The organism is Mycolicibacterium iranicum, assembly GCF_002101705.1.
GTDB lineage: Bacteria > Actinomycetota > Actinomycetes > Mycobacteriales > Mycobacteriaceae > Mycobacterium > Mycobacterium iranicum.
Window position 1 is genome coordinate 21,134 of sequence record NZ_LQPC01000018.1, and the last position, 14,692, is coordinate 35,825.

Genomic DNA, 14,692 nt, shown 5'->3' on the forward strand with positions numbered 1-14,692 from the left:
TCATCGCTTTATTCTAAGGTTCGCCTGGGCTGATCATGAGTAAATGACGCTTATGGGTACTGACGATCAGGTACTGACGGAGGTCGAAACCCTGGTCAGGCGGTGGCTCGACGATGCAGCCGGACAGCCTGTCGCCCCTGCTGCCCGTCGGCTGGCCGACGTACTCCGCGACCCTGCGGGACTCGGCTTCACCGTAGGGTTCGTCGACCGGGTGATCCGGCCCGACGACAACCGCGTGGCGGCGGCCAATCTGCGCGATCTCGCGCGCCACACCCCCGGCTTCCTGCCGTGGCACCTGCGCCTGTTGATCAGGCTCGGCGCGGCGCTGTCGCTCGTCGCCCCGGGAGTCGTCATCCCGATCGCCGCGCGGGCGCTGCGCGAGATGGTCGGTCACCTGTTGGTCGACGCGACCGATGCACGTCTCGGCAAGTCCATCGCACGCATCCGGGAACGCGGCGTCGCGCTGAACATCAATCTGCTGGGCGAAGCCGTGCTGGGCCGGCGCGAAGCTGCCCGCCGTCTGAAGGGGACCGAGCGGTTGTTGGCTCGCCCTGACGTCGACTATGTGTCGATCAAGGTCTCAGCGACCGTGCCGCCCCACTCCCCGTGGGCATTCGAGGAAGCTGTCGGCCACGTCGAGCAGAGCCTGCTGCCGCTGTTCACCCTGGCGGCGACGTCACCGACGAAGAAGTTCATCAACCTCGATATGGAGGAGTACCGCGATCTGGAGATGACCGTCGCGGTGTTCACCCGGCTTCTGGACCGGCCCGAACTACTCGACCTGGAAGCCGGGATCGTGCTGCAGGCCTACCTGCCCGACGCGCTGGGTGCGATGGTCCGCCTTCAGGATTGGGCCCGCGCCCGCAGGCAGCGCGGCGGGGCGGGCATCAAAGTCCGTCTGGTCAAGGGCGCCAACCTACCGATGGAGCACGTTGAGGCCTCACTGCACGATTGGCCGCTGGCAACGTGGTCGACGAAACAGGACACCGACATCAACTACAAGCGGGTACTGGACTACGCATTGCAGCCCGACCGCACCGAGAACGTCCGCGTCGGCGTCGCCGGTCACAACCTCTTCGACATCGCCTACGCGTGGACGCTTGCGGGGCAGCGCGGCGTTCGCAATCGGGTCGAATTCGAGATGCTGCTCGGAATGGCCGAGGCACAAGCCGAAGCCGTACGCCGGACTGTGGGTGGACTTCTGCTGTACGTGCCCGTCGTGCATCCGAAGGACTTCGACGTTGCCATCGCCTACCTGGTGCGCAGGCTCGAAGAGGGTGCAAGCCAGGAGAACTTCATGTCCGCCGTCTTCGAATTGCACAGCGACAGCACGCTGTACGAACGGGAGCGGGATCGGTTCGTGGCCTCCCTGCAGGCGCTCGATGGCCACGTTCCGCAGCCCAACCGTCGCCAGGACCGGCGTATCGACGACCCGGAAGACGCAGTGCGCAAGCCGTTTTCGAATGTCTCCGACACCGATCCCGCACTGACCGGCAACAGGGAATGGGGACGCGCGATCACCGACCGCATCGCGGAGTCGACGGCCGGTGTGGCGCTGGTCGACGAGCACACCGTGACATCTGCCGATGCCCTCGAAACCGTCATCGCGACGGGTGTTTCGGCGAACTGGTCGGCCCGCTCCGGTGCCGACCGAGGCGCCGTCCTGCGCCGCGCGGCAGCGACCCTTCAGGCAGCCCGTCCGGCGCTGCTCGAGGTGATGGCCGCCGAGACAGGCAAGACCCTGGACCAGGGCGACCCGGAAGTCTCCGAAGCGATCGACTTCGCCAATTACTATGCGGGCCTTGCCGAACAGCTCGACGACATCGACGGAGCTTCGGCGGTGCCGGTGGGTCTGACCGTCGTCACGCCGCCGTGGAATTTCCCGGTCGCGATTCCCGCCGGCTCGACCATGGCCGCGCTGGCCGCGGGCAGCGCGGTGATCATCAAGCCCGCGACACAGGCCCGCCGGTGTGGATCTGTGATGGTGCAGGCGCTGTGGGACGCCGGAATTCCGCGCGATGCATTGCAATTGGTGCACGTTGAGGAGGGCGACCTCGGTGCCCGCCTGGTCTCCGACCCGCGAGTCGGCAGGCTGATCCTCACCGGCGCGTTCGACACGGCCGCACTGTTCCGCAGCTTCCGACCCGATCTGCCCCTGCTCGCCGAGACCAGCGGCAAGAACGCCATCGTGATCACGCCGCACGCCGACATCGACCTCGCCGTGAAAGACCTTGTGTATTCGGCGTTCGGGCATGCGGGCCAGAAGTGCTCGGCCGCGTCGCTGGGCATCGTCGTCGGCTCAGTTGCGCGGTCGAAGCGATTCCGCGATCAGCTCGTCGATGCGGTCACCTCGCTTAAAGTCGGCTATCCGTCGGACCCCACCGTGCAGATGGGCCCGATCATCGAACCTGCAGAGGGCAAGCTGTTGCGCGCACTGACCACCCTGGCGCCGGGGGAGCAGTGGCTCGTCGAACCGCGACGGCTGGACGACACCGGCCGGCTGTGGTCTCCCGGCGTGAAGACCGGCGTCCGGCACGGATCCGAATTCCACCTCACCGAGTATTTCGGACCCGTCCTCGGTCTCATCGAAGCCGCCGATCTCGACGAGGCGATCGCGATCCAGAATCAGGTCGACTACGGCCTCACCGCGGGGCTGCACACGCTCGATCGCGAGGAGATCGAACGCTGGATCGACCGGGTCGAGGCAGGCAACGCCTACGTGAATCGGTCGACGGTGGGCGCGATCGTGCGGCGCCAGCCGTTCGGCGGATGGAAGAAGTCCTCGGTCGGCGCGGGCGCCAAGGCCGGCGGACCGAACTATCTGATCGGCTTGTGCGACTGGCGCGCCGCGCCCGCGACCAAGGCGGGCCGGATCACTACGACCGTCCAGAGATTCGTCGATGGGACAACCCAATTCGGCCTCAGCCGAGCCGACAACGAGTTCCTGGAGAGATCGCTGAGATCGGACGCCCTCTGCTGGGCCGAGGAATTCGGCATCACCCGCGACGTGACGGGGTTGGAGGCGGAAAAGAACGTGCTGCGCTACCGGCCGGTGCCGGTGACGGTTCGCGCCGAGGACGGCGCGACGGCTCCTTTGCTGCGGGTGGTCGGCGCGGGGCTGCTGGCGGGCTCCGACGTCACGGTGTCGACGCCGGAGCCGCTTGATCCCGCGGTCGCCGAACTCCTGCGATCGCAGGGCATCGCCTACCGCATCGAGGGTGCAGAAGAGTGGCGGAAAGTGTTGCGGGACAGTGCACCTGGCCGCGTACGACTGCTCGGTGGCAGCCGCGAGGAGTTCGCCGAGGCCAGTGGCGGGCGGGCTGACATCGCGCTCTACGCGCACCCCGTCGTCGAGGCCGGCCGCGTCGAATTGCTCACCTTCCTGCGCGAGCAGGCGGTGGCCGTCACCGCACACCGGTTCGGGTCGCCGACGCCGCTCGTGGAGGGCTTGTTCGGCTGACGCGTCGGACTGCAGGGTCACGCCGGATAGGCCGCGACGGGCATGATGACGGTGCCCTTGCACACGCCTTCGAGGATCTCGGTGCGCCACGTCCCGTACATGGAACCGTCGAGTGTCGGGGCATAGAAGACCAGCGATCGGGCCGCGGCGTATTCGCGCGGCACATCGTCGCCGCGGAAGCACTCCCACTGCCAGTTGTAATTGAAGATCCACTGCCTGCCGTCCCACGTGTAGCGGGTCGGCTGCGGGATCGTCGGATTGGTCGGTGCCGGCCCGTCCGACGCCGTGGCGACACACTGGCCGGCGCATGACGTGGTGAACGTGTACTGGGCGCTGAAGTCCGGTTCCGGCTGCTGCGTCGCGATGCTGGTGCCGATCTTCTCGGACGCGAAGGTCACCACCGTGTACCGGCCGCTCCACTCCGCGGGTGCCGCGAAAGCGGTCCCTTCGCCGCAAACACATGCGGCCGCAACGACAGTCGCGGATGCAAGCGCGCGGCGAGCCCCTCGGGCAGACATGGTTCCTCGCTGTTCTCCAGTGGCACTAGAACGGTAATTGCCTCATCCGCCAAGGTGCCTCACCGACACGGCCTGTTCGGGCACGGTTGGATCACGGCTTGGTATCGGAGCGCGTTTCGGCATTCAAGACCGAATGATGTTCGTGCGGAACGGAGCTCGGCGTGGTGATCCGCCCGATCCGCGACGTCAGTTCCGCGACGTCGCGGCCGTCAGTACCAGATCGACGGCCGCCTCGATCACCGCGTCGTCGGGCAGCGTCCCGAACATCAGGGTGGGGCAGGCGACGACGCCGGTCAGCATCGACACCGCAGCCTCGAGCTGGGCGTCCCCGAGCTTCTCGGCGAGCATGACGCGCAGGGGGCGTTGACCGTCGCTGTTGATCCGGTCGCGCACGCGCGCCATCTCGTCGACCGAAGCCCATTGGGCCATGACGGACAGGATGTGGTCGAGCCGCAGGTCGACGACCGCCTGCCGGAAGACGTGCAATTCGCCGATCAGATCGGCGCGCAGGTCGCCGGTGCGCTCCAGATGCGGCATCTCGCCCAACGCGTCGAGCGCCAGCATGATCAGGTCGAGGCGGGCCGGCCAATGGGTGTACAGGGTGGTCTTGGAGTAACCGGCGATCTCGGCGACATGTGCGTGCGTCAGGGCCTCGCACCCTTCCTCGATGAGGACCTGCAGGGCCGCTCGGCTGACGTCTGCTCGGGTGCGCGCCACACGTGCGTCTTCGCCTTGGGTCTCCGAGGACCCGTCGTCGGCCGGCGCCACCGTCACCTCCCTGCCGCGTCGTACTGCTGGTCCGCAGAAGTTATCTAATGGACATTTTGTCCATTAGTGGTAGACAAGTTCCGGAATGAACGATTGGATCAGTACTGTACGGCTAGTTCAACAGCGGAGCTGGCGTTATCGCGGAATCGACGGCGCGGGGACCCGACGGGCGCTGCGCACAACCCGGAAGGACTGCCATGTCCGCACTGTTCTTCGGCTCCATCAGCACCGTGGCCGATACCTCTGAATTGCAACGCCGAGCCTTCAACGAAGCCTTCGAGGCACACGGGCTGGGCTGGAACTGGTCGCGCGATGAGTACGTATCCATGCTGGGCAGCAACGGGGGCCGCGACCGAATCGCGCAGTTCGCCGCCAGTCGCGGCGAAGACGTCGATGCCGCGGCGGTCCACGAGACGAAGTCGGCAATCTTCCGCGAACTGCTGTCCTCGACCTCGGTGTCTCCTCGGCCAGGCGTGGTCGAGACGATCGAGCGCGCCCGTCAGGACGGTCTGCGATTGGGGTTCATCACCACGACGTCGGCAGACAACGTCGAGGCGCTGCTCGCCGCGCTGGCTCCCGCGATCGGCGCGGACACCTTCGATCTCGTCGTCGACGGTTCCGCCGTATCCGCGGGCAAGCCCGACCCTGAGGTCTACCGCCACGCGCTGGACAAGCTCGGCGAGGACGCGACGCACGCCGTCGCCATCGAGGACAACGCCGGCGGGGTGCGCGCCGCCACCGCCGCGGGTCTGACCTGCATCGCCTTCCCCAACCAGAACACCTCGGGCGGTGACTTCACCGCGGCCGAGACGACGGTGGACGCGCTGCGCCCCGACGACGTCGTCGCGATGGTCAAGCCCTGACCGAGCGTCCCACCACTTCCAGGAGATCGATGATGAGCACCATGAAAGCCCGAGTGACCGTGTCCGACAGCACGTTTCACGTGGAGGGTTACGAAAAGATCGAGTATGACCTGCAGTACGTGAACGGGGTCTTCGACATCGGGCAGTCGGCACTGGCCGACTGTTACCGGGCCTACGGGCGCACCCTGATGGTCGTCGACGAGACCGTCTACGCGCTCTACCGCCCCCAGATCGACGCGTACTTCGCCCACCACGGCATCGCCCTGACCGTCATTCCGATCCAGATCAGGGAAACGGCCAAGTCGCTGGAGACCTACGAGCGGATCGTCTCGGAGTTCGACGCGTACGGGTTGGTGCGCACCGAGCCCGTCCTCGTCGTCGGCGGTGGCCTGACCACCGACGTCGCCGGATTTGCCTGCGCCAGCTATCGGCGCAACACCCCCTACATCCGGATCCCCACCACGCTGATCGGGCTGATCGACGCCAGCGTGTCGATCAAGGTGGCCGTCAACCACGGCAAGCACAAGAACCGGCTCGGGGCCTACCACGCGTCCAAGCAAGTCTTCCTCGACTTCTCTTTCCTGCGAACACTTCCCGAGGATCAGGTGCGCAACGGGATGGCCGAGTTGATCAAGATCGCGGTCGTCGGCAACGCCGAGATCTTCGATCTGCTGGAGGCTCACGGCGCGGATCTGCTGCGTACGCGGTTCGGTCACCTCGACGGAACGCCCGAGCTGCGTCGGGCCGGTGACCGGCTGACTTTTCAGGCCATCGCGACGATGCTGGAGCTGGAGGCGCCCAACCTGCACGAGCTCGACCTCGACCGCGTCATCGCGTTCGGCCACACCTGGAGTCCGACATTGGAGTTGACTCCGGAGCGACCGTTCTTCCACGGCCACGCGATCAACATCGACATGGCGCTGTCGACCACGCTCGCCGAACTGCGCGGTTATCTGTCTGCCGCTGACCGCGACCGGGTACTGGGGGTGATGAGCACGCTCGGGCTCGCCCTCGACAGCGACTATCTGACACCCGAATTGCTTGCCGCAGCCACGGATTCGATCCTGAAGACCCGCGACGGGCTGTTGCGGGCGGCGGTGCCGGATCCGATCGGACGGTGCCGCTTCCTCAACGACGTCACGATAGAGGAACTTGCCGAGACGCTGACCCTGCACAAGAAGCTGTGTCTGGGCTTCGAACGCGGGGGTGACGGCGTGGACATGTTCACACCCGCCGAGGGCCACGCCGGGTGAGCGGTCGTACGGCTGCCAGGATTGCCCGGCCCGTCACGCCGACGACAATCCTGGCCGCCGAGCTCGACGAACTGGTCCGCGACCTCGACGCGGTCGCCGGCCTGCCCGCCGATACTGCCGACCGGTTGCGCCGCGCCCGTGATCTGGCTGCGGGCCTGGACCCCTACGTGGCGGAGTGCACCACGCGCGAGTCGGCCGATCTGGCGAAGTTGGCCGAGCGGACAGCCGAAACCGACTGGGCCCATCGGGATGCGCCCGACGGTGCGGTGTTCCTCGAGCAGGAGATGCTGTCCGGCCATGTCGAGGGGCAGACGCTGAAGTTCCTGGTCTGGCTCAGCGGTGCGCGGCGTGTCTTGGAGATCGGCATGTTCACCGGCTATTCGGCGTTGGCGATGGCCGAGGCGCTCCCGGAGGACGGATCGCTAATGGCCTGCGAGGTCGATGCGGAGGCGGCCCGATTCGCGCAGCAGTGCTTCGGGTCATCGGTTGCCGGGCAACGCATCTCGATCGCCGTGGGACCGGCGATGGGCACGCTGCAGGCCTTGGCCGAGACATTCGACGGTGACGTGTTCGATCTCGTGTTCATCGACGCAGACAAGGCCGGCTATCTGGAGTATGTGAACTACCTTCTGGACAGCCCGCTGTTGAGCCCGGACGCGGTCATCGTGGTCGACAACACGCTGATGCAGGGTCAGCCGTACATGGGGGCGCAGCGATCAGGCAACGGGGATGCGATCGCCGCTTTCAACAAGGCCATCGCCGACGACCCGCGGGTGGAGCAGGTCCTCATCCCGCTGCGTGACGGGGTGACCCTGATCCGTCGGGTCGCTCGGTGACGGGCGTCGCGCACCTACCGCGTGCCGCGGTCACTGCCGCGGGCTCCGCGAACACGGGACGCACCGTGTTGGCCCTGGCCGGTCTGTTCGCGACCCTGCCGATCGACGTCGCGGTGGTCGCGGCGGCCATCGCGCGCGGTCCGACCGCACCGCGACCGCGATCCGCCGAGGGCAAGGTCAAAACGGTGCTCATCACCGGTGGCAAGATGACGAAGGCGCTACAGCTGGCGCGGTCCTGCCATGCCGCCGGACACCGAGTCGTTCTGGTCGAGTCCGCCAAGTACCGCTTCACCGGTCACCGCTTCTCGCGGGCTGTCGACGCGTTCCACATCGTCCCCGAGCCCACGCATTCCGGCTACGCCCGCGCGCTGGCCGATATCGTGCACCGCGAGGGCGTCGATGTGTTCCTGCCGGTGTCGAGCCCGGCCGCCAGCGTGCACGACGCGGACGTCGGGGATCTGCTACGCGGCTTCTGCGACGTTGTGCACGCCGATGCCGAGATCGTTCGCATGCTGGATGACAAAGCCCAATTCAGTTCGCTCGCACGTTCATTGGGTCTGACGGTGCCCGACTCGCACAGAATCACCGATCCCGCACAGATCGACGACTTCGAGTTCCCGACCGGTCGCAGCTACATCCTGAAACGTATCGCGTACAACCCGGTCGGGCGTATGGACCTCACCCGGTTGTCCGCCGACACCCCGCGCCGCAATGCCGAGTTCGTCCGGACGCTGAACATCTCCGAAGACGATCCGTGGATCCTCCAGGAGTTCGTCGAGGGCCGCGAGTACTGCACCCACAGCACCGTGCGCGACGGCGCGGTGCAGGTCTACGGCTGCTGCGAATCGTCGGCGTTCCAGGTCAACTACGCCCACATCGACCACCCGGAGATCCGTTCCTGGGTGGAGCGTTTCGTGGCGGCGCTGCGACTCACCGGCCAGGTGTCGTTCGATTTCATCGAGGACGTCGACGGCCGGGTCTATGCGATCGAATGCAACCCGCGCACGCACTCGGCCATCACCATGTTCTACGACGATCCCCGCGTGGCCCGGGCCTACCTCGAAGACGGGCACCCGACCGTCGTGCCGCAACCCGATGCGCGCGCGACGTACTGGATCTATCACGAGCTGTGGCGCCTGCTCACCGAAGGACGGCGGTGGAAGCGGTTGCGCGGCATCATCTCCGGAAAGGACGCGATCTTCGACCCGAAGGATCCGCTGCCCTACCTGCTGGTGCATCACCTGCAGATCCCGTCGCTGCTGGTGCACAATCTGCGGAACCGGCGCGGCTGGAGCCGCATCGACTTCAACATCGGCAAGCTGGTGGAGCCGGGTGGCGACTGACCCCGGGCCCGTGCGCACCGTGCTCCAACTCGTCGGCTCTCCGGTCGACGAGTTCTTCGCCGAGCTATCCCGGCTATACGCGCGAGCCAGTATCGAGGCGCTCGCGGATTCGCCGCGCTACCGCATGCACGTCGCCTATGTCGCTCCCGGTGGCTGCTGGTCCTTCCCGGCCGATCTTGCACCGTGCTCGCTGGCTGCGGCGTCACCGATGTCATTGCCGCAGGCCATCTCTCACATCGAACGTCTCTCACCGGACGTGATGGTCCCGCAGATGTTCTGCCGTCCCGGCATGACCGTCTACCGGTCCCTGTTCGACACGCTCGGGGTGCCCTACCTCGGCAGCTCCGGTGACGTGATGGCGGTCGGAGCGGACAAGGCCAAGGCGCGGGCCATCGTCGCTGCGGCGGGTGTCAGAGTGCCCGCCGGCCGTGTGGTGCGCGACCGCACCCGCACCGATCTGAGCTATCCCGTTGTGGTGAAACCGGTTTCGTCGGACAACTCCGTGGGAGTCACGCTGGTCACCTGCGACGACGACTACGAGCGGGCCGTCGATGACGCGCTGGCACATGACGACGCCGCGCTGGTCGAGACGTTCGTCCCGCTCGGTCGAGAAGTGCGGTGCGGCATTCTGGTGCGCGACGGCGAGCTGATCGGCCTGCCACTGGAGGAGTACGCCGTCGACGCTGCCGCGAAGCCGATCCGGACCCGCGAGGACAAACTCGACCGCGACGGTGACGGCGAGCTGCAGCTGATGGCCAAGAGCGCCGAGCGGGCCTGGATCGTACCCACCGATGACCCTGTGACGCAGCGAGTCTGGGCCGCAGCACGCCGATGTCACCGGGCACTCGGCTGCCGCGACTACAGCCTGTTCGACTTTCGCATCGACCCCTCGGGCGAACCGTGGTTCCTCGAAGCCGGTCTGTACTGCTCGTACGCGCCGAGCAGCGTGGTCGCCACCATGGCCTCCGCTGCAGGCGTGGATCTGGGGCAACTGTTCGAAGAATCCTTGGCCGAACTCGCGGGAAGGTGACACCTATGCATGCGTCCGCCCTGACACCCCTCGGTGCCGAGGTGACCGGGGTCCGCGTCGATGCCCTCGACGAAGCGGCGGTGACCTGGATGCGGAGGGTGTTGGCCGAGCACGGCGTCGTGATCCTGCGGCGACAGCAGACTGACGACGACGCGCTGCTGCGTTTCCTGCGAAGCTTCGGGGACATCCAGTTCACCGCTGGTGAGACGCCCGTGCCGACCCACCCTGATCTGAACGTGGTGACCAACGTCGGGCGCAGCCGCCCACCGCGGTCCACCTTCCACGTCGACACCAGCTATGTGCGCACCCCGCCCGCCTACACGGCGCTTCGCGCGGTCGCCGTGCCGGAGCAGGGCGGGTACACCCTGTTCAGCAACCAGTACCGCGCCCACGACACGCTGCCGGAGAACATCCGGGACGGACTCGAAGGCCGACTCGTCACGCATGTCGCCACCGGCGTGACCCTCACCGACGGACAGGAGTGCAGCGCCGAGCATCCCGTGCTACACCGGCACCCCGTCAGCGGCCGGACCTCGCTGTATCTGTCCGCACTGCAACGCTGTGCGTCGCTGAGCGGGATGACAGCCGACCAGTCAGCACAGACACTGTCGTACCTGTTCGCTTTCTCCACCCGCGCCGACAATGTGCTGACCCATCGCTGGGAGCCCGGCGACGTCGTCATGTGGGACAACCGGTGCGTGATGCACCGCGCCGACCACTCCGGGGTCGTCGGTGACCGAGTAATGCACCGGGGGATGGTCAGCGACGCCGCCTCCTAGTCGTGGAGCAGCATCAGCGTCCACGCCGCCATCGTCTGCGCGTCGGTGATGACGCCACCGCGCATCATCTGCTCGACCTCGGTACGCGTGAACCAGGCGCTGCGCATGTCCTGTTCCTCGTGCTCGCGGTCGTGCGGTCCCTCGGTGAGCTCCGTGGCACGGAACACCCGCCCCCGCTGGCTGCATATCCCCGGCGCGACATCGAGCAATCCGATCTCGGTCATAGACCCCGCGATCAGCCCGGTCTCCTCCCGCAGCTCTCGGGCAGCCAGTTCGGCGACGTCCAACTCGGCCCGGCCCGGCGCCGTCCCCTGCGGAAACTCCCAGCGACGCAGCCCGAGCGGATAGCGGAACTGCTCGACGAGGTGGAACCGGTTCCCGTCTTGCGGAATTACCAGCGCATAGGTCGGCCGGTCCACCACTCCGTAGATTCCCGCGGTGCCATCGGCCCGTCGGATCTCGTCTTCGCGAACTGTCATCCAGGGATTCCGGTACACCTCGCGCGAGCCCACGGCCTCGATGTAATCCACCGGACCAGTATGACCAGCCGTTGCGGGTAGCCTCACGTTCTGTGCTGCTGGCGTCCTTGAACCCCGCGGCCGTGGCGGCGGGGGCTGACCTCGACGACGCGGTGCGCATCGACGGGGTGTCCCTGAGTCGAAGCGATCTGGTCGGGGCGGCGACCTCGGTCGCCGAACGCGTCGGCGGAGCCTCGCGCGTTGCCGTGCTGGCGACGCCGACCGCCGCGACCGTGCTCGCCGTCACCGGCTGCCTGATCGCCGGCGTGCCCGTCGTCCCGGTTCCCGCCGATGTCGGCGAGGCCGAGAGGCGTCACATCCTCACCGATTCGGGGGCGCAGGCCTGGCTCGGTGAGCTGCCCGAGGCCACCGGTGGGCTCCCGCACGTCCCGGTGAGACTGCACGCGAGGTCGTGGCACCGCTACGCCGAGCCGTCGCCGGACGCCGCCGCGATGATCGTCTACACGTCCGGCACCACGGGCCTGCCCAAAGGTGTGGTGGTCAGCCGCCGGGCAATCGCCGCCGATATCGACATGTTGGCGCAGGCCTGGCAGTGGACGCCCGACGACACCCTCGTACATGGGTTGCCGATGTATCACATTCACGGCCTGGTGCTGGGCTTGCTCGGGTCGCTGCGGGTCGGAAACCGCTTCGTGCACACCGGGAAACCCAAGCCCGAGTTGTACGCCCATGCGGTCCGTGAGCTCGGCGGGACGCTGCTTTTCGGCGTCCCGACCGTGTGGTCGCGGGTGGTCGAGAACGGTGACGCGGCGCGCGCGCTGGCACCGGCTCGGCTGCTGGTGTCGGGAAGCGCCGCGTTGCCGGTGCCGGTGTTCGACGGATTGTCCTCTCTCAGTGGCCATGCGCCGATCGAGCGCTACGGGAGCACCGAGACGCTGATCACGCTCAGCACGCTGGCAGAGGGGGAGCGCAGGCCCGGCTGGGTCGGCCTGCCGCTCAACGGAGTGCAAACGCGAGTGATCGCCGACGACGGGTCAGCCTTGCCGCACGACGGAGAGTCGATCGGCCAGCTGCACGTGCAGAGCCCCACGCTGTTCGACGGCTACCTGAACCGCGCCGACGCGACGGCCGAGGTCCTCGGCGACGACGGCTGGTACCGAACGGGCGACGTCGCGGTCATCGACGAGGGCGGAATGCACCGGATCGTCGGGCGTGAGTCGGTCGACCTCATCAAAAGCGGCGGTTTCCGGATCGGCGCCGGCGAGATCGAGGCCGTCCTGCTGGGGCACAGCGGCGTCCGCGAAGCCGCGGTGATCGGGGCGCCGGACGCCGACCTCGGGCAGCGCATCGTCGCGTTCGTCGTCGGCGATGCGCAGCCCGACGAGCTGATCGACCATGTCGCGCAGCAACTCTCGGCCCACAAGCGGCCGCGCGAGGTCCGCCTCGTCGAGAGCCTGCCTCGCAACGCGATGGGCAAGGTCCTGAAGAAAGAGTTGGCGCAATGGGTTTGAAGCTCGCCGAGATGCGCAACCCGGCGGCCCGGGGGTGAGGCTCGCCCCGCGAGCGCGCGTGTCTGCACAGCGACGCGCCGCAATTCCCGGCATTTCACGCACGCTCGTCGCGATCGGTAGCGCGCTGGCTGCCGTGCTGGCGTCGGCCTGCGGCCACGCGCCCGAGGTGATGCTCGTCCAAACCAGCATCACCGTGCCCCCGGCGCCCATCGCTGCGGCTCCGCCCGCCGACACACTGTCCATCGGTGCGGCGGCTGTCGACACCACCGGCGGCTGGCTTCCCGACGGCACCATGCTGTCGCCGTTCGATTCCACCAATCCGATACTTTCGCAACTCGATCCGGCACTGCTCTCCGCGGTGCAGAATGCAGCCCGCGCCGCCGAGGCGGCCGGTGTACAGCTCATGGTCACCTCGGGCTGGCGCTCAAAAGGCTTCCAGCAGAGGCTCTTCGACGATGCCGTGGCCAATTACGGCAGCGTGGAGAGGGCCGCAGAGTTCGTCGCCACCCCGGAGGCGTCCAAACACGTGATGGGCCAGGCGATCGACATCGGCCCGGTCGTCGCCGATCAGTGGTTGATCGCCAACGGCAGCCAGTTCGGCCTCTGCCAGATCTACGCCAACGAGATCTGGCATTTCGAGCTCGCCGCGGATGCGCAGGGGAACTGCCCGCCGTTGAAGCCCAACGCGGCGGGGTAGCGGTCGCCGGCGCCGAGCGTGCGCCGAATGCCAGAGATTGCCGGCGCGCCGCTGTGCAGACACGCGCGCTCGCGGTGCAGGTGCAGGGGGACGACGCGCCGCTCGCGGTGCAGGGGGACGACGCGCGCTTCAAACCTAGTTGGCGTGAAGCGCCTCGTTCAGCGTGATGCCCGTGCCGTCGCGCTTGACCACCTCGACCGCGCCGGTCACCGAATTACGCCGGAACAGAAGGTTGTTCGCACCGGAGAGCTCGCGAGCCTTCACGGTCTGTCCGTCCGAGGTCGTCACCTTGGTGCCCGCGGTGACGTACAGCCCTGCCTCGACGACGCAGTCGTCGCCCAGCGAGATGCCCAGCCCGGCGTTGGCGCCCAACAGGCACCGCTTGCCGACCGAGATGACCTCGGTGCCACCGCCGGACAGCGTGCCCATGATCGACGCGCCGCCGCCGATGTCGGAGCCGTCGTCGACGACGACGCCCGCCGAGATGCGGCCCTCGACCATCGAGTTGCCGAGGGTGCCCGCGTTGAAGTTGACGAATCCCTCGTGCATCACCGTGGTGCCCTCGGCGAGGTGGGCACCCAGCCGGACGCGGTCGGCGTCGGCGATCCGCACCCCTGAGGGCAGCACGTAGTCGACCATCCTCGGGAACTTGTCGACACCGTAGACGGCGACCTGACCGCGACGGCGCAGCCGCGCCCGCACCGTCTCGAACCCCTCCACCGCGCACGGGCCGTGGCTCGTCCACACAACGTTGGTGAGCACGCCGAACAGTCCGTCGGCGTTGAGCCCGTGCGGCGCGATGAGCCGGTGCGACAGCAGATGCAGCCGCAGGTACGCGTCGTAGGCGTCGATCGCTTTGTCGGCCAGCGACGCGATGGTCGTGCGGACGACGACGACGTCGACGTCGCGGTCCTCGTCGCGGCCCGTCAGCTCGGCCAACTCGGGCGGAACTTCCGCCACGGACAGGCGTACCGTTCCGGTTTCGCCGTCGCCGCCCAGTTCGGGTGCGGGGAACCAGGTGTCGAGAACCGATCCGTCGGCCGCGATGGTGGCGACGCCGATGCCGGACGCTCCAGATGCTGAAGTCACGGTGCCCAAGGCTACCGGTGGGCCTAGCATCGCCTGACGGGTCCCCACCAGGCCAGGAGGTAGCCA

General features: G+C 67.5%; 13 protein-coding genes. 9 read left to right on the top strand and 4 right to left on the bottom strand.

What is annotated here, in order from left to right:
* Positions 1-43 precede the first annotated feature (43 nt).
* A complete protein-coding gene (locus AWC12_RS03310; RefSeq protein ID WP_085172382.1) occupies positions 44-3,460 on the top strand; it encodes a bifunctional proline dehydrogenase/L-glutamate gamma-semialdehyde dehydrogenase in 3,417 nt (1,138 codons plus the stop codon).
* A gap of 17 nt (positions 3,461-3,477) precedes the next feature.
* Here the strand turns inward: AWC12_RS03310 and AWC12_RS03315 are convergent, their stop codons facing one another.
* On the bottom strand, positions 3,478-3,978 hold the full coding sequence (locus AWC12_RS03315) for an Rv2253 family sensor-like surface protein (protein WP_085172384.1): 501 nt from the start codon (positions 3,976-3,978) through the stop codon (positions 3,478-3,480).
* A gap of 186 nt (positions 3,979-4,164) precedes the next feature.
* On the bottom strand, positions 4,165-4,752 hold the full coding sequence (locus tag AWC12_RS03320) for a TetR/AcrR family transcriptional regulator (protein ID WP_085172386.1): 588 nt from the start codon (positions 4,750-4,752) through the stop codon (positions 4,165-4,167).
* Positions 4,753-4,943: 191 nt separating this feature from the next.
* Between AWC12_RS03320 and AWC12_RS03325 the strand changes: the two genes are divergently transcribed.
* From AWC12_RS03325 to AWC12_RS03350, 6 genes are read left to right on the top strand one after another with little or no spacing between them, the layout of a single operon-like run.
* A complete protein-coding gene (locus AWC12_RS03325) occupies positions 4,944-5,609 on the top strand; it encodes an HAD family hydrolase (protein ID WP_085172388.1) in 666 nt (221 codons plus the stop codon).
* A 32-nt stretch (positions 5,610-5,641) separates the two neighbouring features.
* Positions 5,642-6,862, top strand: coding sequence for a sedoheptulose 7-phosphate cyclase (locus tag AWC12_RS03330; protein WP_085172390.1), 1,221 nt, complete (start codon positions 5,642-5,644; stop codon positions 6,860-6,862).
* Positions 6,859-7,698 (top strand): O-methyltransferase, encoded by an 840-nt coding sequence (locus AWC12_RS03335; RefSeq protein ID WP_085172392.1) that lies wholly within the window; start codon positions 6,859-6,861, stop codon positions 7,696-7,698. The genes AWC12_RS03330 and AWC12_RS03335 overlap by 4 nt, the downstream gene beginning before the upstream one ends.
* Positions 7,695-9,041 (top strand): ATP-grasp domain-containing protein, encoded by a 1,347-nt coding sequence (locus AWC12_RS03340; RefSeq protein ID WP_024448140.1) that lies wholly within the window; start codon positions 7,695-7,697, stop codon positions 9,039-9,041. The genes AWC12_RS03335 and AWC12_RS03340 overlap by 4 nt, the downstream gene beginning before the upstream one ends.
* The gene (locus AWC12_RS03345; protein WP_234813818.1) at positions 9,031-10,071 is read left to right on the top strand and encodes a D-alanine--D-alanine ligase family protein; all 1,041 of its coding nucleotides are present in this window, start codon (positions 9,031-9,033) and stop codon (positions 10,069-10,071) included. Before AWC12_RS03340 ends, AWC12_RS03345 begins: the two co-directional genes overlap by 11 nt.
* A gap of 5 nt (positions 10,072-10,076) precedes the next feature.
* Complete coding sequence (locus AWC12_RS03350; RefSeq protein WP_085172394.1) at positions 10,077-10,850, top strand: TauD/TfdA dioxygenase family protein; 774 nt, start codon at positions 10,077-10,079, stop codon at positions 10,848-10,850.
* Here the strand turns inward: AWC12_RS03350 and AWC12_RS03355 are convergent.
* Entirely contained in the window at positions 10,847-11,380 is a 534-nt protein-coding gene (locus AWC12_RS03355) for an NUDIX domain-containing protein (protein ID WP_085172396.1), read from the bottom strand. The genes AWC12_RS03350 and AWC12_RS03355 overlap by 4 nt on opposite strands.
* A 41-nt stretch (positions 11,381-11,421) precedes the next feature.
* On the opposite strand from AWC12_RS03355, the gene AWC12_RS03360 reads away from it, so the two are divergent.
* Complete coding sequence (locus tag AWC12_RS03360; RefSeq protein ID WP_085172398.1) at positions 11,422-12,840, top strand: acyl-CoA synthetase; 1,419 nt, start codon at positions 11,422-11,424, stop codon at positions 12,838-12,840.
* A gap of 169 nt (positions 12,841-13,009) precedes the next feature.
* Positions 13,010-13,537 carry a M15 family metallopeptidase gene (locus AWC12_RS03365; RefSeq protein ID WP_162834989.1) on the top strand — a complete coding sequence of 176 codons (528 nt, stop codon included), beginning with the start codon at positions 13,010-13,012 and terminating at the stop codon, positions 13,535-13,537.
* Positions 13,538-13,672: 135 nt separating this feature from the next.
* Here the strand turns inward: AWC12_RS03365 and dapD are convergent, their stop codons facing one another.
* Entirely contained in the window at positions 13,673-14,656 is a 984-nt protein-coding gene (dapD, locus tag AWC12_RS03370) for a 2,3,4,5-tetrahydropyridine-2,6-dicarboxylate N-succinyltransferase (RefSeq protein ID WP_085172452.1), read from the bottom strand.
* Between the last annotated feature and the right edge of the window lie 36 nt (positions 14,657-14,692).